The organism is Plantibacter sp. H53, from assembly GCF_001650455.1.
Lineage (GTDB): Bacteria > Actinomycetota > Actinomycetes > Actinomycetales > Microbacteriaceae > Plantibacter > Plantibacter flavus_A.
The window spans coordinates 25516-44950 of sequence record NZ_LWCT01000018.1; the positions used below are offsets into that span (position 1 = coordinate 25516).

22 protein-coding genes are annotated in these 19435 nt (G+C 68.0%); 8 read left to right on the plus strand and 14 right to left on the minus strand.

Features of this window, described 5'->3' with window-relative positions; all coding sequences use genetic code 11:
• The first annotated feature begins 43 nt into the window (after nt 1-43).
• Nucleotides 44-2875: an FAD-binding and (Fe-S)-binding domain-containing protein gene (locus tag A4X17_RS10605; RefSeq protein WP_082916095.1), complete on the plus strand. Its 2832-nt coding sequence runs from the start codon at nt 44-46 to the stop codon at nt 2873-2875.
• Nucleotides 2876-2933: 58 nt separating this feature from the next.
• On the opposite strand, the gene A4X17_RS10610 is transcribed toward A4X17_RS10605, so the two are convergent.
• Nucleotides 2934-3569, minus strand: a complete 636-nt coding sequence (locus tag A4X17_RS10610; RefSeq protein WP_064295645.1) for a LysE family translocator — start codon at nt 3567-3569, stop codon at nt 2934-2936.
• Between the two features lie 90 nt (nt 3570-3659).
• A complete protein-coding gene (locus A4X17_RS10615) occupies nt 3660-4526 on the minus strand; it encodes an oxidoreductase (protein ID WP_064295646.1) in 867 nt (288 codons plus the stop codon).
• Between the two features lie 110 nt (nt 4527-4636).
• Between A4X17_RS10615 and A4X17_RS10620 the strand changes: the two genes are divergently transcribed.
• A complete protein-coding gene (locus A4X17_RS10620; RefSeq protein WP_064295647.1) occupies nt 4637-5065 on the plus strand; it encodes a helix-turn-helix domain-containing protein in 429 nt (142 codons plus the stop codon).
• A 141-nt stretch (nt 5066-5206) separates the two neighbouring features.
• Here A4X17_RS10620 and A4X17_RS10625 read toward each other — a convergent pair whose 3' ends face one another.
• From A4X17_RS10625 to A4X17_RS10635, 3 genes are all read right to left on the minus strand, one after another.
• The gene (locus tag A4X17_RS10625) at nt 5207-5935 is read right to left on the minus strand and encodes a hypothetical protein (RefSeq protein WP_064295648.1); all 729 of its coding nucleotides are present in this window, start codon (nt 5933-5935) and stop codon (nt 5207-5209) included.
• A gap of 264 nt (nt 5936-6199) precedes the next feature.
• On the minus strand, nt 6200-6598 hold the full coding sequence (locus A4X17_RS10630; RefSeq protein WP_064295649.1) for a hypothetical protein: 399 nt from the start codon (nt 6596-6598) through the stop codon (nt 6200-6202).
• 247 nt (nt 6599-6845) lie between these two features.
• Nucleotides 6846-7733, minus strand: coding sequence for a MerR family transcriptional regulator (locus A4X17_RS10635; RefSeq protein WP_064295650.1), 888 nt, complete (start codon nt 7731-7733; stop codon nt 6846-6848).
• Nucleotides 7734-8051: 318 nt separating this feature from the next.
• Here A4X17_RS10635 and A4X17_RS10640 point away from each other — a divergent pair, with 318 nt between their 5' ends.
• Complete coding sequence (locus A4X17_RS10640; RefSeq protein ID WP_064295651.1) at nt 8052-8921, plus strand: hypothetical protein; 870 nt, start codon at nt 8052-8054, stop codon at nt 8919-8921.
• Nucleotides 8922-9077: 156 nt separating this feature from the next.
• Here A4X17_RS10640 and A4X17_RS10645 read toward each other — a convergent pair whose 3' ends face one another.
• Both A4X17_RS10645 and A4X17_RS10650 read right to left on the minus strand, forming a co-directional pair.
• A complete protein-coding gene (locus tag A4X17_RS10645; protein ID WP_231884358.1) occupies nt 9078-9563 on the minus strand; it encodes an RES family NAD+ phosphorylase in 486 nt (161 codons plus the stop codon).
• 4 nt (nt 9564-9567) lie between these two features.
• Nucleotides 9568-9789 carry a hypothetical protein gene (locus A4X17_RS10650; RefSeq protein WP_064295663.1) on the minus strand — a complete coding sequence of 74 codons (222 nt, stop codon included), beginning with the start codon at nt 9787-9789 and terminating at the stop codon, nt 9568-9570.
• 232 nt (nt 9790-10021) lie between these two features.
• Between A4X17_RS10650 and A4X17_RS10655 the strand changes: the two genes are divergently transcribed.
• Nucleotides 10022-10474: a hypothetical protein gene (locus tag A4X17_RS10655; RefSeq protein ID WP_064295652.1), complete on the plus strand. Its 453-nt coding sequence runs from the start codon at nt 10022-10024 to the stop codon at nt 10472-10474.
• A gap of 111 nt (nt 10475-10585) precedes the next feature.
• Here A4X17_RS10655 and A4X17_RS10660 read toward each other — a convergent pair whose 3' ends face one another.
• Nucleotides 10586-10831: a hypothetical protein gene (locus A4X17_RS10660; protein WP_064295653.1), complete on the minus strand. Its 246-nt coding sequence runs from the start codon at nt 10829-10831 to the stop codon at nt 10586-10588.
• Nucleotides 10832-10937: 106 nt separating this feature from the next.
• Between A4X17_RS10660 and A4X17_RS10665 the strand changes: the two genes are divergently transcribed.
• The gene (locus A4X17_RS10665; RefSeq protein WP_064295654.1) at nt 10938-11675 is read left to right on the plus strand and encodes a MerR family transcriptional regulator; all 738 of its coding nucleotides are present in this window, start codon (nt 10938-10940) and stop codon (nt 11673-11675) included.
• A gap of 254 nt (nt 11676-11929) precedes the next feature.
• Nucleotides 11930-12601: a CPBP family intramembrane glutamic endopeptidase gene (locus A4X17_RS10670; RefSeq protein ID WP_064295664.1), complete on the plus strand. Its 672-nt coding sequence runs from the start codon at nt 11930-11932 to the stop codon at nt 12599-12601.
• 172 nt (nt 12602-12773) lie between these two features.
• Here the strand turns inward: A4X17_RS10670 and dnaB are convergent, their stop codons facing one another.
• The 5 genes from dnaB to rpsF all read right to left on the minus strand — a co-directional run bounded on the left by dnaB (nt 12774) and on the right by rpsF (nt 16451).
• Nucleotides 12774-14147: a replicative DNA helicase gene (gene dnaB / locus A4X17_RS10675; protein WP_369808454.1), complete on the minus strand. Its 1374-nt coding sequence runs from the start codon at nt 14145-14147 to the stop codon at nt 12774-12776.
• A gap of 575 nt (nt 14148-14722) precedes the next feature.
• A complete protein-coding gene (gene rplI, locus A4X17_RS10680) occupies nt 14723-15175 on the minus strand; it encodes a 50S ribosomal protein L9 (RefSeq protein WP_056780635.1) in 453 nt (150 codons plus the stop codon).
• A gap of 12 nt (nt 15176-15187) precedes the next feature.
• A complete protein-coding gene (gene rpsR / locus A4X17_RS10685) occupies nt 15188-15451 on the minus strand; it encodes a 30S ribosomal protein S18 (RefSeq protein WP_056010351.1) in 264 nt (87 codons plus the stop codon).
• Between the two features lie 65 nt (nt 15452-15516).
• Entirely contained in the window at nt 15517-16038 is a 522-nt protein-coding gene (locus A4X17_RS10690) for a single-stranded DNA-binding protein (protein WP_064295656.1), read from the minus strand.
• 5 nt (nt 16039-16043) lie between these two features.
• Complete coding sequence (rpsF, locus tag A4X17_RS10695) at nt 16044-16451, minus strand: 30S ribosomal protein S6 (RefSeq protein WP_217485263.1); 408 nt, start codon at nt 16449-16451, stop codon at nt 16044-16046.
• A gap of 204 nt (nt 16452-16655) precedes the next feature.
• On the opposite strand from rpsF, the gene A4X17_RS10700 reads away from it, so the two are divergent.
• Both A4X17_RS10700 and A4X17_RS10705 read left to right on the plus strand, forming a co-directional pair.
• Entirely contained in the window at nt 16656-17963 is a 1308-nt protein-coding gene (locus tag A4X17_RS10700; protein WP_197479056.1) for a heparan-alpha-glucosaminide N-acetyltransferase domain-containing protein, read from the plus strand.
• Entirely contained in the window at nt 17960-19063 is a 1104-nt protein-coding gene (locus A4X17_RS10705) for a hypothetical protein (protein WP_064295659.1), read from the plus strand. The genes A4X17_RS10700 and A4X17_RS10705 overlap by 4 nt, the downstream gene beginning before the upstream one ends.
• Nucleotides 19064-19143: 80 nt before the next feature.
• On the opposite strand, the gene A4X17_RS19250 is transcribed toward A4X17_RS10705, so the two are convergent.
• A complete protein-coding gene (locus tag A4X17_RS19250; protein WP_157583451.1) occupies nt 19144-19320 on the minus strand; it encodes a hypothetical protein in 177 nt (58 codons plus the stop codon).
• Nucleotides 19321-19435: the final 115 nt, after the last annotated feature.

The window sequence follows — 19435 nt, forward strand, 5'->3', positions numbered from 1 at the left end:
GCCCCTGCACCCCGCTGACGCCCGCATTCGAGAAGGAAGCCTCGTGGCACACCCGACCACCGCCCCATCCCGCATCACCGAAGCCATCGGCGGAGCCGTGGGCGACCCCTCCCGGATCCGCACCCGAGCGATCGACCTGGCTGCCTACGCCGGGGATGCATCGCACTACCTGCTGACGCCCGAGGCGGTCGTCATCGCGGAGAGCGCTGCCGAGGTCGCAGCGATCCTCCGGGCGGCGACGCGGTCCGCCGCACCCGTCACGTTCCGGTCGGGTGGCACGAGCCTGTCCGGCCAGGCGTCCGGTTCCGGCATCATCCTCGACACCAGGCAGCGGTTCAAGACCATCGAGGTGCTCGACGACGGTAAGCGCGTGCGGGTGCAGCCAGGGGCGACGGTGGTGCAGGTCAACGCGCGACTCACCCGACTCGGCTACCGGCTCGGCCCGGACCCGGCGAGCGAGGTGGCGTGCACGATCGGCGGTGTGATCGCGAACAACTCCAGCGGTATGGCCTGCGGGATCGACGAGAACACCTACCGGACGCTGGAGTCGATGGTGTTCGTCCTCCCGTCCGGCACGACGATCGACACGGCCGATCCGACGGCCGACCGGCAGCTCCACGAAGCGGAACCGGAGCTCGCCGAGGGCATCGAGCGCCTGCAGCGCCGCGTGCGATCAAATCCGGCGTCGGTCGCATCCATCGAGCGCCAGTTCTCCCTGAAGAACACCATGGGGTACGGCATCAACGCGTTCCTCGACTTCGAGTCGCCCGTGGACGTCCTGCAGCACCTCATCATCGGCTCGGAGGGCACGCTGGCCTTCGTCGCCGAGGCGACCTTCCGCACCGTCCCCGTCCTCCCGCTGGTGTCGACGGCACTGGCCGTGTTCCCTTCCCTCGACGCGGCGACGCGTGCGCTGCCCGAGTTGGTCGCGTCCGGAGCCGCCACGCTCGAGCTCATGGACGCCACGTCCCTGACGGTCGGGCAGCGGCTCCCCGGCAGCCCGGCGGAGATCCAGGGGTTCACGCCGCAGGATCACGCGGCCCTCCTCGTCGAGTACCGCTCGGAGGACGCCGTCGAGCTCAGGGACCGCGCGACGGCGGGCGGCGTGCTCCTGAACGGTCTGGACGTGCACGCGCCGGTGGTGTTCTCGAGCGACGCGTCCCAGCGGTCACGCGCCTGGGCGCTCCGCAAGGGTCTCTACGCCTCGGTCGCGGGAGCGCGCCCCTCCGGCACCACGGCCCTCCTCGAGGACATCGTCGTCCCGACCGCGGCTCTCGCAGACACCTGCGCGAGCCTGCAGGAGCTCTTCGAGCAGCACGCCTATCGCGACTCGGTCATCTTCGGCCACGCGAAGGACGGCAACATCCACTTCATGCTGACCGACCGGTTCGAGGGCGACGCCGCGCTCGGCCGGTTCAACGGCTTCACCGAGCAGATGGTCGACCTCGTCCTCGACGCGGGCGGCAATCTGAAGGCCGAGCACGGCACGGGTCGCGCCATGGCACCGTACGTCCGCCGGCAGTACGGCGATGAGCTGTACGGGGTGATGCTCGAGCTGAAGCGGTTGGTCGACCCGGCCGGGGTGATGAACCCCGGCGTGCTGATCGACGAGGATCCCGAAGCGCACCTCCAGGGGATCAAGCTCCAGCCGACGGTCGAGGAGGAGGTCGATCGCTGCGTCGAGTGCGGGTACTGCGAACCCGTCTGCCCGAGTCGCGACCTGACGCTGACGCCGCGGCAGCGCATCGTCGTCCGCCGTGCCGAGGAGTCCGCTCGCGCCCGCGGGGACATCGCCCTCGCCGAGGAGCTCGCGGACGACTACGACTACGCCGGCGTGCAGACCTGCGCCGTCGACGGGATGTGCCAGACCGCGTGCCCGGTCCAGATCAACACGGGCGCGCTGGTCAAGCGCATCCGGCGCACGGAGGCGGCTCCGGTCGCCGCCGCGGGCTGGAAGGCGGCCGCCACCGGTTGGGGGCCGGTCACGCGGATCGGTTCGGTCGCACTCTCCGGCGCGAAGCTCCTGCCGGCTCCGGTGGTCGGTGCGGTGACCGACGTGGCCAGGGCCGTACTCGGTACCGACACCGTGCCGAAGTACTCAGGAGATCTGCCGGGCGGCGGACGCTCGCGGAAGGCACTCGGTCGGACGGTGGGTGCCGCTGACGGCCCGACCGTCGGCATCTACGTCCCGGCATGCGTGAACAGCATGTTCGGCGCGGCGGACGGCGGGGACGGCGTCATGGGCGCGTTCACCCGACTGCTCGAACGGGCGGGCCTGAGCATGGTCGTGCCCGACGGCGTCGAGTCGATCTGTTGCGGCACCCCGTGGTCGTCGAAGGGCTTCGCGTCCGGCGCTGCGGTGAACGAGCAGCGCACGGTCGAACGCATTCGAGCGGCCGTGGCCGACAGCGGCCTGGTGGTCGTCAGCGACGCGTCGAGCTGCACCGAGGGCTTCGCGAAGCTCCTCAGCGAGAGCGGCGTGGTCGTCGAGGACGCGGTGGCCTTCGCCGCCCGGGAGATCCTGCCTCGGGTCGACGTCTCAGCGCAGATCGAGCAACTCGTCCTGCACCCGACCTGCTCCTCACGGCAGATGGGCCTCGACCCGGATCTCGTGCGGATCGGCGAAGCCGTGGCCGAGCGCGTACACGTCCCGGACGACTGGGGCTGCTGCGCCTTCGCCGGCGACCGCGGCATGCTGCACCCCGAGCTGACGGCGTCCGCGACGAAAGCCGAGGCCGCCGAGGTCGCCGCCCTCGGTGCCGATGCGCACGCGTCGTGCAACCGCACCTGCGAACTCGGGATGACGCGTGCGACGGGCGAGGACTACCGCCACGTGCTCGAGCTGCTCGACGCCGCGTCGTCCGGCCCGGCCTAGGAGACACCGCGCCCCGCTGCCGTTCTGATCCCGAGTCGACGCCCTCGACCGCCCGTGCTCAGCGCGCCACGGCGAGACGGATGCCGAACCCGGTGATGGCGGTGCCGGCGACGACGTCGAGGGTCGTGGCGACCGCTCGTCGATTGAGCCACTGGCGGAATACCTGGGCGGTCAGGACGAGCGTCGTGAGCCACACCGATCCGAGGATGACGTGGACGCTGGTGAGCGCCATGCCCCAAGCGAGTTGCGGTGCATGCGACGGAATGAACTGGGGCAGCAGGGCGAGGTAGAACGCGCCCATCTTCGGGTTCAACAGATTGGTCGTCAGCCCCTGGACGAAGCCCGACACCACGCCGCCCGACGATTCGGTGTCCCGAGCGTCAGGCGCGATCGACCGCTTGCTCCGCAGCGCCGTCCACACCATGCGCCCACCGATCCAGACCAGGTAGGCGGCACCCGCGAGGCGAAGTGCGTCGTACGCGACCTCGGACGCGGTCAACAGCGCTGTCACCCCGATCGCGGTGAGGGCGCCCCAGACGAGCGTGCCGACTTGGATACCGGCGATCACGCCCCAGGCGCGCCGCTTGCCGGTGAAGGCGGCGGTGCGCAGGACGAGGGCCGTGTCCAGCCCAGGGGTGATCGTCAACAGACCGACGACCAGGGCGAACGACCAGAGGGTTTCCGCGGGAGGCATCACGGACTCCCACTCTATCGACGCGTTCCTCCTGATCTGACGAAGCGGGGGCGAGAACCGGCACCGGTCGGTCGCCACTCATCCACTCGATCAGGGCGCGACGATCCGGTCCAGCTCGGCGAGGTCCGCTTCGGCGAGCGTGAGCGCGGCGCCCGCGATGTTCTCGCGGAGATGGGCCACGGATGACGTGCCCGGGATCAGCAAGATGTTGGGTGAGCGCTGCAGCAGCCACGCCAACGCGACGGACATCGGCGAAGCGTTGAGTCGAGCTGCGACCGCGGTGAGCGCGTCGGACTGCAGCGGGCTGAACCCTCCGAGGGGGAAGAACGGGATGTAAGCGATCCCTTCGCCGGCGAGTCGGTCGATGAGCGCGTCGTCCCCTCGGTTGGCCAGGTTGTACGAGTTCTGCACCGACACGATCGGCGCGATCGCCTGCGCTTCCTCCACCTGCTCGGCGGTGGCGTTGCTCACGCCGAGGTGACGGATGAGTCCCTGTCGCTGCAGGTCGACCAGGGTCTCGAAGGCTTCCGTGACCGGCTCGGGAACTGGTCCGTTCGCATCACCCAGGCGGAGATGGACGAGGTCGAGGACGTCGACACCGAGCGTCTCGAGATTGTCGTCGATCTGCGCTTTGAGCTCATCGGGCTTCCGCGCTGCAGGCCAGCCGCCCTGCGCGTCACGGCGTCCGCCCGCCTTCGTCGCGATGAGCAGTTCTGCGGGATACGGGTGCAGGGCCTCGCGGATGAGTTCGTTGACGACGCGGGGCCCATAGGTCTCAGCGGTGTCGATGTGGGTGATGCCGACGCCGGCCGCTTCGCGGAGGACGGCGAGAGCCGCGTCATGGTCCTTCGGCGGGCCGACCACCGCGAGTTGCATGGCGCCGTAGCCGAAGCGGGAGACCGTGCGGTCGCCCAGGGTCCAGGTGCCGCCGGGGAGTTCCAGGGTGGTCGGGTTCATCGATGTGCCTTCCGGTAGGTGTCGGACGAAGTGTCGGCATCCACTCTGGGCGAGGCGCTACCCTTTCGGAAGGAGTTACCTGAAAGTGCGTTGATACCGAAAGCGAGACCATGGCCACCATCACCGCGGCAGATCAGCGGGCCGCGGCGAAGACGCAGTACAACGCGTTCCTCGCCGCCTGTCCGAGCCAGCAGCTCCTCGCGCAGGTGTCCGGGAAGTGGGTGGCTCTCGTGCTGTCGGCGCTCGGGAGCGGTCCGGACTGCGACGGCGAGCCGCGACCGATGCGGTATTCCGAGCTGGCGCGGACGCTCGCGGGTGTGAGCCCGAAGATGCTGTCGCAGACCCTGAAGTCGTTGGAACGCGACGGGCTCATCAGCCGGACGGCGACCGCGACGGTTCCCGTGACCGTGACGTACGACCTGACCGACCTCGGGCTCTCACTCCATGAAACCGTCCGGCAGCTCAAGGTGTGGTCCGAGCTGCACCGCGACGAGGTCTCGGCGCACCAAGCGCGGTTCGACGCCGGCCGGGTCCGCTGAATCGCGAGCCTCGGCACGGTTCGATCGGAACCTGAGACACCTCGTCCTCGACGCGCTCCCCGTCGCCCGGGCGCGTGAGCATGCCCCGCGCCCTGGCTCCGGAGAAACGGAACCAGGAACGCGGGGCTCATGCGGAACCGATCAGTGGCCGGGCCCACCGTAGGCGGCGTCGGCGACGAACCCGCAGGACGCCTCCCAGGTGCTCTGCTCCGACTCGGGGAAGGAGGAATCGTAGCCGGTGGCATCCAACTTCCACTGGTGGCTCTCCTCGGGAGACAGGCCGTCGGGCATCCCGGTCGCCTGCTGACCTTCGGGATACGGGTAGGCCTGGAGCGTCATGTCGACGGCGCCCACGAACTCGTGGCCGCGATCGGCCATGCACGAGCGCATCGCATCGATCCAGCCCTGGTACTGCGTCGCGAACGCCAGTGCCGTGGCACGCTCATCCTCGGTCGGCACGTAGGCCGCCTCGGCAGCAGCGGTCGCCGCGTCACGCTCCTCACGGCAAGGGACCGCGGCCGCCTGCCAGGCATCCTGGTCGGCCTCGCTCAGACCTGGCGGCATCCCGTCGAAGCTGGTGTCGTCGAACCCGAACCCCGCTTCGGTCATGCAGGACGCCATCGCGGCTTTACCAACCTCGAAGAATCGCTGCCAGAGGCCCTGCAGGTAGAACTCGTTGATGTGCGTGGACTCGGTGGGCGGCGTGGTCGCGGTCGGCGTCGCGGCCGGCGTCGCACTCTCGGTCGGCGTCGCGGTCGCCTCCGCCGGCGCCTCCGCGGAACTCGCCACGGCCTGCGCTGCCACGCCGCCGAGTCCACCGGCGACCACCAGTCCGGACGTGAGCAATACCAGCATCTTCTTGCGAATCATCGTCTCCCCAATGTTCGTTGAACGTGTTTATAGGAAGATAGCTTCCCCAAGCTGAAGTTGCAACCAGTCTGTGAGGCGGAACACGTCTCCCGGCCACTCGTCGAGCAGTGCAGCGGTGCCTCTACCCCGGGGTTCTGTGAGCATTCCTCGGAACGACAGTGGGCCGGTGCGCGGATGGCTCGGCCCGGATTGGGAAGCGATCCGGGCCTGACCGCGGACGGGCCCCGAGAGGTCTCCCGGGGCCCGTCATCGCACCGTGTGCGCTTACGCGACGCAGGACTTCAGTCCGTAAACGGAAGCAGCCAGGCCCACGTAGGCGACGACGCCGGTACCGGCCGTCTGGACGATGCCGTACGCCGACGCGCCGGTGCCGACGACGGCGACCAGGCAATCCATGTTGATGGCGTTCGGATCGGCGATGGTCCCGTGTCCGGTCAGCGCGATGGTTTCGATCTGCTTGCCGTTGATGTACTTCTGCAGGTACGAGCCCTTGCAGGTGCTCAGCGCCGCGCCCTTGGTCATGCTGTAGGTCGAGCCGTCGGTGCCGACGCAGACGTATTCGTACTGCCCAGCGGGTTCGGCGTTCGCGGCGCCCGCCGCGCCGACGGTCAGCCCCATCGCTGCGACCGCGGTGATCAGGATCCGAGAGAACTTCGTACGCATCAGAGATACTCCTTTGTCTCGTTTGTTTCCGAAGCCGACACCGTACCCACCCGTCGTCGCTTGAAGTCAAGGACGAAGGCGTGTTACTCGCGGGCGCGCGTCCCACTTCGACGATCCGCACGCCAGCCCGGCCCGATTGTGGCCACGGGACCGGTCGCTGGATCGGAGGCCGCACCATCGGCACCCACGTGAAGAACCTCTAGGCCGGTGACGACCAGTCCCGACACGGACGTTCGCGGTCGACGGCTCAGTGTTCGGCCGGTGGCGTGAGGTCGAGCGCATCGAGTTCGAGGACGAGTTCCATGCACCGCAGGCGTGCGCGGGAGAAGTCGTAAGGCATCATCCGGACGGCCTCGGTGAGGCTCGTCGAGCCGCAGGTCGAGCCTGCGCCGTCCTCGTCGTCGGGAAGGGGGTGCGACTCGTCCCACGCGTCGAAGCGGTCGTCGTCGGCCTGCGCCAGGCCGGAGTCCTCGATGACCGTGCGGAGGGCCGCCTCGAAGGCATGCCGTTCGGCGGCGACCTCCGCGACGCGGGGGTCGTCGACCGCGACCGTGTCGTCGAGCGCTGCTTCGGCGGCGTCGACCCGGTCGGACTCCTCCCGCAGCTCCGGGTGGGTGGCCAAGGCGATGAACCGCGACGCCTGGACGGAGGCGCCGAGCCCACCGAAGATCCGCTCGGTCACGAGCAGGGTGTCCAGGTCGTCCTGCCGCAGGGCGCCCACGGGCAGGTCTGTGAGGCGGTCGCTCACGACGTCGGAGAGCAGCCCCAACCTGCTGCCCTGCGCACGCATGCGCTGCACGGCGGTCCGCTGCTGCTCGAGTTCCGCCTGCCGAGCGACGAGGGAGCCCTCCAGGCGGTCCAGGATCCGCGCGACATCATCGTCGGTATCGGTGATGCCTTCCGCAAAGGCGTCGCGGATGTCGTCGAGGGCGATGCCGGCGTCCGCCATCCGACGGATCCAGAGCAGCCGGATCATCTCGTCGTAGCCGTAGCGGCGGCGACCGTCGCTCCCCCGCTCGGGCTCAGGGAGCAGACCGATCTGGTGGTAGTGACGGATCGCCCGTGGGGTGATGCCGACGAACGCGGCGGCGCCTCCGATGGTGACCTGGCGCGGCGGGGTGAAAGTCGAGAACATGTGGGGGCCTTCCTCGGTGGGCGGAATACGTCCACTGCACCACATGACGCTACGGCAGGTGCAAGTCGACCCACAGTCGTCCCCCGGGAGACGGATGTGCCTCAGTTGTGGTTCTCCTACGTTCGAGTGCACGAACAGGATGAAGCCGACCATGACCAGAGCAACGAGCCTGAACCTCTCCCAGGACCACATCGCCCGCCACTCGCGTCGAAGGTCCGTCGAGAGCGCGCATTCCGCTCGCCAAGGCGTGACGAACGAACCGAAGGCGCACGCTCGGCACAGGGCTGCACCCTGGGGCGCCGTGGTTACGCTGGCGATATGACCGATCGCGTCCTGCGGAACAGTGACCCGGGTGATCTTGACGCCGACGTGCGTGCCGAGCTGACGACCCGTCTCTCCGAGCTGCGAGGTCGGCAGCGCCTCGATGCCGTGGTCGAGGCCTCCCGCGCGGCGGTACTGGCGGCAGTGCCGAGGCTGCGTAGCGCACAGGCGCGTCTTGCTCGGGACAGCGGTGGCGACGTACGAAGAGCGTCCCGCACCCGCTGGGGCGCTCGCGACACGGCGACGGTGGTCGCGCTCCTGCTCGGGTTGCTTGCGGCCGGTCTCGTCCTACCGTCTCCCCGCAACGGCCGGCCGGCTCTCGGTGTCGACGAAGCGGCGATGTGGGTGGGGCTGTGCGCGATCCTCTCAGCGGTGATCTTCGGCCTCCTCGAACGGGGAAGACTCACGTCGTTCCTGCTCGGCGCACACACGCGCGGCGCGGCGCGGCTGTACGTGGTGGTCGGCGTCGTGTGGACGGTGGTCTTCGCCTACGTGGTGGTCAGCTGGGATGAGGTCGATCGGTACGAGCCCGCCCGGGCGATGACGGGCCTCGTGCTCCTCGGCACAGCTGTGGCCGGGATCGCTGCGCTGGCGGTGGTCGCTCGCCGCCGGGATCGCGTCGCGCTCGCTGATCCGATCACGGCGGCGAAGGACGAGTGGGGCAGGAGCCCGGGAGACGTCGATCCACTTCGGCAGTGGTGGGCTGCGCTCCCCAGCACGCTCACGCCGGCTGAGCGGCGTGCAGCGGATCGCGCCTACGGTGTGACGCTCGAGGTCTTGGACGGGGAGAGGATCCTCCGGGCTCGCGAAACACGGCGCCTCCGACGCAAGAATCCTGCCGCTGTCTGGCGCGGTGACGCAGGCTGATCGGGCGGCGCCGCGACCTCAACACGGGCGACGCGAGCCGAGGTCGTCGCACCACCCGGCCGTGCGCCGCGCAAATCGAGCGGACAGGCTCCGCTCCCCTCTGCAGATCAGGACCGGCCCCGCCTCCCCTCGTCGGTCCAGAGAGGGGAGGGCGCCTCACCTGACAGTGACGACCGGCGCATCAGGCTCGTTCCAGCGGAAAAGCACCAGATGCCAGAGCCCCGGCCGCTTGCGCGAGGGATCGATCAATCCGTTCGCGCCGCCGGCAAGGAGGCGGTCGCGGATGCTCCACGACGTCGGCGTGCCTCCGCCGGCGGCGATGTCCTGCCACGGGGCAGTCGCGTCAGCGAGGTCGATGCCTGCCGACTCCAGAGCCCGCGCGTCGCGCAGGTCAACGATGCCGGACGCCTCGACGTCGATCTCAACGATCTCGCGCACCCCCGCCCGAGCATCCTGGTGGGCGATCATCGCGGCCTCGACACCGTCGACGGACGAGCTCAGGTACAGCGTCGGCTCGTTCGCCCGCGAGTAGCGCCCAGCGGTGCGCGATCCGGCGATCGCGAACTCGCGGAAGCTCGGGTCGATCGCGCGATAGAACGTGCCGCGTACCGTTGGAGCGAAGGTCAGGTCGATACCGGTCACGGTGTCAGAGCGCAAACGGCCGGTAGGCGAGCGCGCGATCGATGATCTCGTCGGGCGAGAGCGCGGACGGCGGCCAGTAGATCAGGTCGGACACGCGCGGATCAGGCACGTTCGCACGAAGGACGTCGAGGAGCTGGTCCTGCTCGCCGTCGGTCCCTGTCGCGGCCTGGAGTCGGCGGACGATGTCGACGAGCTCCGCCCGTCTAGGTCCATTGAGATCGGCCATGACCACCATGGTAGATCGGCGGTGGCCGACGGGTCGGTGGCCGCCGGCAGTGCGCGTTCTACTTGCTGGAAGGCGCTGAGCCACGGAGACGCTCCTCGGGCCCGTCGTCGCAGTGCGACGAGCCAGTCGTCGAGAGTGCGCTTTCTGCTGCCTCGGGGGCGATGAGGGAACGGAACGGACGCTCTCGGTAAGGGGCTGCAGGGCCGCTATGGTCGTTCGAGGGAGGCGACGGATGAAGGCGTATGCGGCATTGTGGGGTTCGCTGCTCGGAGTCTTCCTCGCCTCGACGTTGGTCTCGGCGGCGATGATGGGACCCCCGGGCCGCCGGAACCAGTACCTCGACGCGATGACGGCGGTGGCGGTCGCCGGGCCGGCCACGATGGTCGCCTTGCTGGCTGGCGTCACGGTGGCGCTGCTCCCCGTGCCGACTCGACGGGCGTTCGCTCCGACCGCGGAGACGTTCTCCATCACCCTGCTCGTCATCGTCACCGCGGTCGCCCTCTATCGCGGAGCCGTGGGCGCTGACGACGATCGCCAACTCGACGCCGGAGCGGTCGGCGGATGGCTGTTCGGCGCCGTCGGGATCATGGTTCTGCTGACCGCGGTCGCGATCCGCGCCGACCGCAGGCGACGAGCCGACCGTCGTGCCACGTCGACGACCGCACGGCGGTCGTCGCGCCGCTGACCGCAGCGGCGCGCGCACCGGGACGAGTGGGGCCGGAGCTCGCATGCGGTGCTTGCGCTCAATCGTCGTCTCGATCTCACTGGGGTTCCTCTGCCGAACGGGGCAAGCACGCTACTGAGCGGAACGACGCGATTGCGCCTTCTCGACTCGACCTGCGACATACAGCCGAGACAGAATCGCGATCGCGCCCACCGCGGTCCCGATCCAGGACACCCAACCGTGGTCCGTCATGAAGTTCGTGATCGGGTCGGGGAGGAACCGCAGCACGTTCGGGTTGCTGTTGTGCATAGTGAAGGAGACGGCGATCAGGATTCCGAGACCCGCGAGGACGGCGAGGGCGGCACTCAATTTCTTCATGGAATGAGAGGACACCGTGCCCTTGGGGCCGAGTCAAGTCATCCGTTCGCTTGACTCTGCCCCTGGGGCATCTGCTGGTATTGAGATCGAAGACGGGGAGAAATGTATGGCGTGGAGCACGCAACAGCTGGCCGACCTCGCCGGCACGACGGTGAAAACGGTCCGGCACTACCATCAGGTCGGGCTCCTCGATGAGCCGGAGCGCGCGCGCAATGGCTACAAGCAGTATCAGACCTCCCACCTGGTGCGACTCCTGCAGGTCAAGAGGATGAGCGATCTCGGCATCTCCCTCGCGCAGATCCGCGCGCTGGCCACGAGCACGCTCGACACGGACGCCTCCATCGCCGTCCTCGATGCCGAACTCGAGGCGAGCATCGAACGACTGCAGCGCGTGCGCGCGGAACTCGCCCTCCTCCTGCGATACCGCGCGCCTCTCGACACGCCCACACCGTTCGCGCACTCCGCCGACGGCCTCCCGGAGAAGTACCGCGGGCTGCTCACCGTGTACTCCCGCGTTCTGAACGAACCGGCGCTCCACGACACGAGCGATCTCCTGAACGAGCCGGATGAGGCGAGCGAACCGTTCGAATCCCTCACCGACGAATCGGACGACAGGGCCATCGATGATGTCGCACAGCTCCTCGCGGTGTCGATGGCGGCCCACCGCGAACGGTTCCCGTGGGCTTCCGATCTGCGATCGGCTCAGCGGACGAAGGGGAATCTCGCGCAGGAGGCACTCTCCTCCGCGGTCGTCGATGCCTTTAATCACGGCCAGCTGCGTGCTCTCGCGCGCGCGAACGAGATCGTCCGCAAGGCTGACACGGTGAACGATGAAACGCTGTGAACGATCCGCGTCACGGGCGCCACGGAGTTGACCCTGTCGTCAGGGCACAGTGTCCGATGACACCCATGAAGAACAACACATTCTCGGTGGCCTGACGGCTGTATCCGCGCTCAAGCGATCACCCGATTCGCCGAGAGGGCGCGTGATCATTCGAATCGGCGAGGCTTGACTCGGCCCCAAGGGCAGGCTGTCGACTGTCCGTGTCGTGAAGTGCGCGACACCGACAGGAGGGCTTTTCTGTGAACACCGACACCATGCCGACAGATCGTTCTCGCAGCGTCGGCTGGCCCGAACTCGCCGTCGCGGCGATCACCGCTGTCGTGCTGTACATCGGCGGCGGGCTTGGCCTCTACCTGCTCGAGCTCCCAGCCGCAGCATCGGGAGTCGCGCAGTTCGCACTCTCTGCCGCCGTCCCCGTGCTCGCGTTCGTCGCCGCGGTCCTCACTCGTCGGCGATCGCTGAGTGCATTCGGGTTCCGCCGGGTCGCCCCGAGGTGGTTGCTCCTCGCGGCGTTGCTGGGCCTCGTCGCGATGGGCCTCGCGTCGCTGCTGTCGATCTTCGTCCTCGATCCGCTCTTCCCTGACGACAACACGCAAGCGGACTACGACACCGCCGCGACCGCAGGCATCGCATTCTTCCTCGGAACGCTCGCCATGGGCGGAGTCATCGAACCGTTCGGCGAGGAGCTCCTCTTCCGCGGTGTCCTCGCGAGCTTTCTGAAGCGTTGGGGGCCATGGGTGATGATCATCGGATCGACCCTGGTGTTCGCACTCGCCCACGGCATCAACGTCGTCTTCTTCTCAGCCGTCTTCATGTCGGTCGTGAGCACCTACCTCTATTGGCGGACCGGATCGATCTGGACGAGTGTGATCGTCCACATCACCTACAACTCCGCCGCCCTCATCGCCAAAGGCTTCGGACTGTAAAACGGAGACAAATAGGAAGGCACCATCGCGCGATTTCCCCCGGCGTGGAATACCAGAGCGTCCTGACCGGCGATACACGCCGAATCGGTCGCGGGCTCATCATCTCCCGCTCGCCTTCCGCTTCCTGGGAGGCGCAGAGAGAGCCGGTTGCCACTCCGAGTGAGCCAGAGGGCTACATCCCCGGCGCCATGTCGGCGAAGCGGCTGAAGTGCCCGTGGAAGCCGACGGTGATCGTGCGCGTCGGGCCGTTCCGGTGCTTGGCGATGATCAGGTCGGCCTCGCCGGCTCGCGGGCTGTCCTTCTCGTAGGCGGACTCACGGTGCAGGAGCACCACCATGTCGGCGTCCTGCTCGATCGAGCCCGACTCACGGAGGTCGGACAGTGCCGGCATCTTGTCGGCCCGCTGCTCAGCACCACGGTTCAGCTGTGACAGCGCGATGACGGGGACCTGGAGCTCCTTCGCCATGAGCTTCAGCGCACGGGAGAACTCCGAGACCTCCTGCTGACGGCTCTCGACACGCTTACCGGACGTGAGCAGCTGCAGGTAGTCGATGACGACCATCTTGAGGCCCACACGCTGCTTGAGTCGACGGCACTTCGCCCGGATCTCCACGAGCGTCATGTTCGGGCTGTCGTCGATGTAGAGCGGAGCGTCGTTGATGCGCCCACGCACCTGCGCGATCTTCGTCCAGTCCTGTGAGTCGACGGTGCCCTTACGCATGAGCTGCAGCGGCACGGACGCCTCAGCACTCATGAGACGCATCGCGATCTCGCTACGACCCATCTCGAGCGAGAAGAAGATCGACGGCTGGTTGTAGTGCACGGACGCAGCGCGGGCGAAGTCGAGCGCGAGCGTGGACTTACCGATAGCGGGTCGGGCGGCGACGATGATGAGCTGACCCGGGTGCAGCCCGTTCGTCAGTTCGTCGAGCTCGCGGAAGCCCGTCGGCACGCCGGTCATGGAACCGTCGGTGTGCTTGGCGGCCTCGATCTCGTCGATCGCCGCACTCACCGCGTCGGTCAGCGGGACGTAGTCCTCGACCTCCTGGTTGCCGGAGACGGCGTAGATCTCGGCCTGAGCGGAGTTGACGAGCTCCACGGCCTCTCCCTCGGCCGCATACCCCATCTGCACGATGCGGGTGCCGGCCTCGACGAGACGACGCAGCAGTGCGCGCTCCGCGACGATGCGGGCGTAGTAGCCGGCGTTCGCCGCGGTCGGCACGAGACTCGTCAGCGTGTGGAGGTAGTCCGCGCCACCGGCACGGGACAGCTCGCCCGTCTTGACGAGCTCGTCGGTCACGGTGATGACGTCGGTGGGCTCACCGTGCGAGTACAGCGTCAGCAGGGCGTCGTAGATGACCTCGTGCTTGGGGATGTAGAAGTCCACACCACGGAGCGTCTCGACCACATCGGCGACCGCGTCCTTCGACAGCAGCATGCCGCCGAGCGCACTCTGCTCCGCGAGGAGGTCGTGCGGAGGGACCCGCTCGTTGCCGCGCGGCTCGTCGTATGAACCGCCGCCTTCGGAGCGGTTGAGGTGAGCGATCGACAAGTGGACATCCCTTCTCGATGTTGACTCGGGTGGTGCGGGTGGAGACGACTCAGGTGTAGCAGGAACGTGCGACACGCACGGGCCCTGCGGGGCGCCCGCAGGCTACGGACGAGGGCTGCTCAGCCTGCTCGCCCGGCTGTTCCGAGACGCCGATGACTCACGATAGGGCCACTCGTCTCCACAACCAACTCTGCCTGTGGATAACTCTGTGGAGAGATCGGGGGAAACGCCGCGTGTCGTGTGCACAAGCTGTGGGAAACCCTGTGGAGAGAGAAGTTTTTCCACCAGTCAATACTGTCCTGACCAGGAGATTCTGATTCCACAGGCTGTGTGTGGAAAGTTCTTTCGATCCTGTGTCGAACGTTGAGGAGAACGGGGGTCACCTGTGTACAACTTGCTTGACTCCGAGGGCGAAACGGGTGTAACACGCAGACGCCGAGACGACACTCCACCCCCGTTCTGGGCACAGAAAAACGCGATGGCGGCAGACCTCTCGGTCCACCGCCATCGCGCTCATCACGACGTGCATGAGGCGCCGGACCCGAGGGCCCGACACCGCACGGCGGGTACTACTTGGCCGCGACCACCTGAAGGGTGATCGTGGCGACGATCTCGTCGCGGAGGCTGATGGTGGCCTCGTGCTCGCCGACGTACTTGATCGGGGTGTGGATCTCGATCTTGCGCTTGTCGACCTCGCCCAGCCCAGCTTCCGCCACGGCCTTCGCGATGTCGGCAGGCTTCACGGAACCGAACAGACGGCCTTCGCCACCCGTCTTGACCGTGAGCTTGACCTTGGTGGCCTGGAGGCGAGCCTTCAGGTCCTGGGCCTCTTCGATCGTGGCGTGCTCGCGCGCAGCGCGGGCCGACTTGATCTGCTCGACCTGCTTCTCGCCACCGCGGGTCCACGGGGTCGCGAAACCCTGGGGCACGAGGAAGTTGCGGGCGTAGCCGTTCTTGACGTCGATGACGTCACCAGCGGAGCCGAGGCCGGAGACCTCGTGCGTCAGAATAACTTTCGACATGTGCGGCGCCTCCTAGCGGCCAGAGCCGGCGTAGGGCAGGAGCGCCATCTCGCGTGCGTTCTTGACCGCACGTGCGATGAGTCGCTGCTCCTGGACGTTGACACCGGTGATACGACGAGCACGGATCTTTCCCCGCTCGGAGATGAACTTGCGAAGCGTGGCGACATCCTTGTAATCGATGACACCGACGCGGATCGCCTTCGCGGGAGCGACGTTCTTGCCGCCCTTAGCACCGCGGGCAGGCTTGCGGCGGTCGCCGCTCGACTTTCCAGCCATGGTTGTTCCTTTGCGTGTGAATGGAGTGATCGGCTAACCGGCAGAACCGGACCGATCGAATCTGTTTAGAAGGGGGTCTCGTCGCTGTAGCTACCCGGAGTGTTCCAGGCATCTGCACCGCCGTTGCCGCCGGAAGCTGCGGGTGCGCTCTGAGCCCAGGGCTCGTTCTGCTGCACCTGCGGAGCTCCGCCGCCGCGCTGCTGACCACCGCCGCCGCCACCCGAGGGTGCACGGCTGATGGTCGCGGTCGCGTACCGGAGCGAAGGGCCGATCTCGTCGACTTCGAGTTCCATCGAAGTCCGCTTCTCGCCTTCCTTCGTCTCGTAGGAACGCTGCTTGAGACGCCCGGTCGCGATGACGCGGCTTCCCTTGGTGAGCGATCCGGCCACGTGCTCGGCGAATTCACGCCAAACGCTCGCGCGCAGGAACAGCGCTTCGCCATCCTTCCATTCGTTCGTCGCGCGATCGAAGTTGCGCGGCGTGGAAGCGATGGTGAAGTTGGCGACAGCCAGGCCGTTCTGCGTGAAACGCAGTTCCGGATCGCTGGTCAGGTTGCCCACCACGGTGATGACGGTCTCGCCGGCCATGAGCCCTAGGCTTCCTTGGTCTCAGCCGCAGCCGGAGCCGCGTCTGCCTTGGGAGCCGCGGCGACAGCAGCAGCGGGCTTGGCGGCAGCCTTGCGGGCGGCCTTCTCTTCGCTGCGCTTCGTCTCGGTGGCGACCTGAGCGATGGCCTCTTCGGCACGCAGCACCTTGGTGCGCATGACGGCCTCGGAGAGCTTCAGCTGACGGTCGAGCTCCTGCGTGGCAGTGCTCGTCGCAGTGAAGTCCACGACGGCGTAGATGCCTTCGGTCTTCTTGTTGATCTCGTAAGCGAGACGACGACGGCCCCAGATGTCGACCTTGTCGATGGTTCCACCATCGTTGCGGATGACGTTGAGGAACTTGTCGAGGCTCGGTGCAACCGTGCGCTCGTCAATCTCGGGGTCGAGGATGACCATGAGTTCGTACTGATGCGTCACTAACCCACCTCCTTCGGACTCGAACGGCCACAGACTTTCTGTGGCAGGAGGGTGTAAGCATCGTTGCGATCGGGCGAGAACAGAGCGGACGCACCCGGGCAACCTTCACAGCGTACCGGACGGGAGCCCGTACCGCCACCGCGGGCCTGTCGCGGAGCCGCCACGCATGGGATGCTGGACCCGATGAGCAGCCCAGCCAGCCGACAGCGCGCCGACCGACTGATCGGTCTCGACCTCGCGCGCTTCCTCGCCCTCATCGGCATGATGGCCACGCACGTGTGGGCGTTCGACATCGCCACCGGCGGGCACACGCCGATCACGGAGGTGTTGTCGGGCAAGGCCGCGGCCCTGTTCGCCGTGCTGGCCGGCATCGGGATCGTCCTCACGAGCCGCCGAGACCTCGCCGCCGGATCCCCCGCCGCGGCGCGCCTCAACCTCTTCGGCCGCGGCTTCGCCCTGCTCGTCCTCGGCCTCACCCTCGGCGTCCTGCCAGGCGGTATCTACGTGATCATCGCCTACTACGGCGTGACCTTCTGGCTCGCGATCCCGGCCGTCACGTGGCGTCCGCGCACGCTGTTGATCGTCGCGGCCGCCTGGGCGGTGGTCTGGCCGATCTGCTCGCAGGCGCTCCGCATGCCGCTCAGCGGCGTCGACTCCCCCGAGATCGGCAGTGCGTCCTGGTTCGACGTCTCGGGCGGTGGGTTCGCCCGAGGGTTGCTCCTCACCGGGGTGTACCCGGCGCTCACGTGGATCGTCTACGTCCTCGTCGGGATGGCGGTCGGTCGGCTGCTCATGGTCGCTCGGGCGAACGGGACCCTGCGACGGTTCGCACTGCAGCTCGCGGCGATCGGACTGGTCGTCGCGATCGCCGCGGACCGCCTCGCCGCCCTCCTGCTCGGTCCGGTCGGCGGTGTCCAGGGCATCGCGCGCGCCTGGACCGGCGGTCTCGAACCCGATCCGACGACGATCACCGCCGTCGAGGACGCCCTCGCCGAGGGGATGTACGGCACGAGCCCCACGGAGTCCTTCTGGTGGCTCGTCGCCCGCGCCCCGCACTCGGGTACCACGCTCGACCTCGTCTTCACGATCGGGATCGCGGCGGTCGTCATCGGCCTGTGCCTGGCACTCGGCACCGCCCTGAACCGCGGCTGGTCGCTCGCACTCCTGCCGGCGACCGGCGCCGGGGCCGCTCCGCTCACCGTCTACTCGGCGCACGTCTTCATGGCGTCGGTAGGCGCCTTGATCGCCGCGATCGCCGGGACGTACGCGGACACGGCGTGGCTCATCTCGAGCCCGCAGCTCTGGCTCATCCACGTCGCCGGCGCGCTCCTCCTCGGCTGGATCATCGCCCTCACCAAGCGTCGCGGTCCGCTCGAGACACTGGTCCACGCGGCCGGCCGGGCACTCACGGTCGCCGCGAACCGCCCTGGCCGGATGCCCGCGACGATGACGCCTGCGCCCGAGCCGCACGGAACACCCCACGTGCGATGACCGCACCGACGACACGAACCACGACGCTGGACACGCGACCACTCATCGAACGGATCGACCGACGCGCGCTTCGCGAGTACCGCACGGGCCTCCCGGGCGAGGTCCGTCCACCACTCATGGCGGCGATCTGGCCCGCCGTCGTGCTGGCGGTTCTGCCGACCTTCTTCCTCTCCGCCTGGTGGTTCGTACTCGAAGACGGCTCGATGCCGGATGAGCCATGGGACTGGTCGGCCCTGATCCTCCTGCCCTACCTCGCGCTGCCCGTCGGCATGCTCGTCCTGCTGGTGCGCACGGTCCGACGACGCAGCGGCGTGCATCAGTACCGGCTGGACCGATTCGCTCGGGCGAACGGCCTGGGCTACCGACCGTTCGCCATACCGGTGGCGTTGCCCGGCCTGATCTTCACGATGGGCGGGACGAGCGTGGTGAGGGACCTGCTGTGGCGGGACGGCAGGTCGCCGCTGTCCGTCGGGAACCTGCGCACGACCATCGGTTCGGGACGGAACCGCAAGGAGCATCGGTGGGGCTACGTGGCGCTCCGGCTGCCGGTGGCGCTCCCCCACATCGTCCTGGACGCCGTCGGTAACAACTCGCTCCTGCACCCCCGCCTGCCCGTCACCTACGCTAAGGACCAGCGGCTCTCACTCGAAGGCGACTTCGACCGCCACTTCGAGCTGTACTGCCCGCGTGGGTACGAGACCGACGCCCTCTACCTCTTCACACCCGACATCATGGCGCGGTTCATCGACACCGTCGCCGAACTCGATGTCGAGATCGTCGACGACCACCTCTTCCTGTACTCGCCCAAGGACCTTTCGACCCTCGACCCCGAGGTGTGGACGTGGCTGCTGTCGGTCGTCGACATCCTGGCGGAACGCATCGCGCAATGGGAGCGCTGGCGGGATCGCCGACTGGAACCGGTCGACGCGGCGACGATGGCGGCTTCGTTCCCACTGATCCGTCCGCCACGAGGAGTGGCACGGCAGGGAAGACGCCTGTCCCGTCGGACAGGATGGTGGTGGCTCATCGGTCTGGCCCTCGCCGTCTACGGCTGGTACCTCATCATCACCGACGCCGTCCGGGCGATCACCGGCGGCTGAGCCCACCCATCCCAGCTCGCGAACTGTCTCTTCGGAACAGTGCGGGCCACGCGCACCCGCATCAAGTGACAGTTCGCGGGCTAGGGGGCGAGGAAGGCCGCGGCGAGCATCGCCGCCGTCCCGCCGATGCAGATCGTGCCAATCGCGACGGCCCCGATGAAGATGCCGACGACGACGACCCAACCGGTGAGACAGCCGATCACCGCGCCGCCGGACTCGAGCAGGCTCGCGAGCGGTCGCTGGTCGTCCGGGGCCACCGCGTCACCGTCGGTCGGGCGGGTTCCGGTCGCCCAGGCGGGTCGGGTCGGGCGGTGGGATGGAGTGCATCAGCCCTCGAAAGGATGCGCCATGACCGTCGAACACGTCCAGACC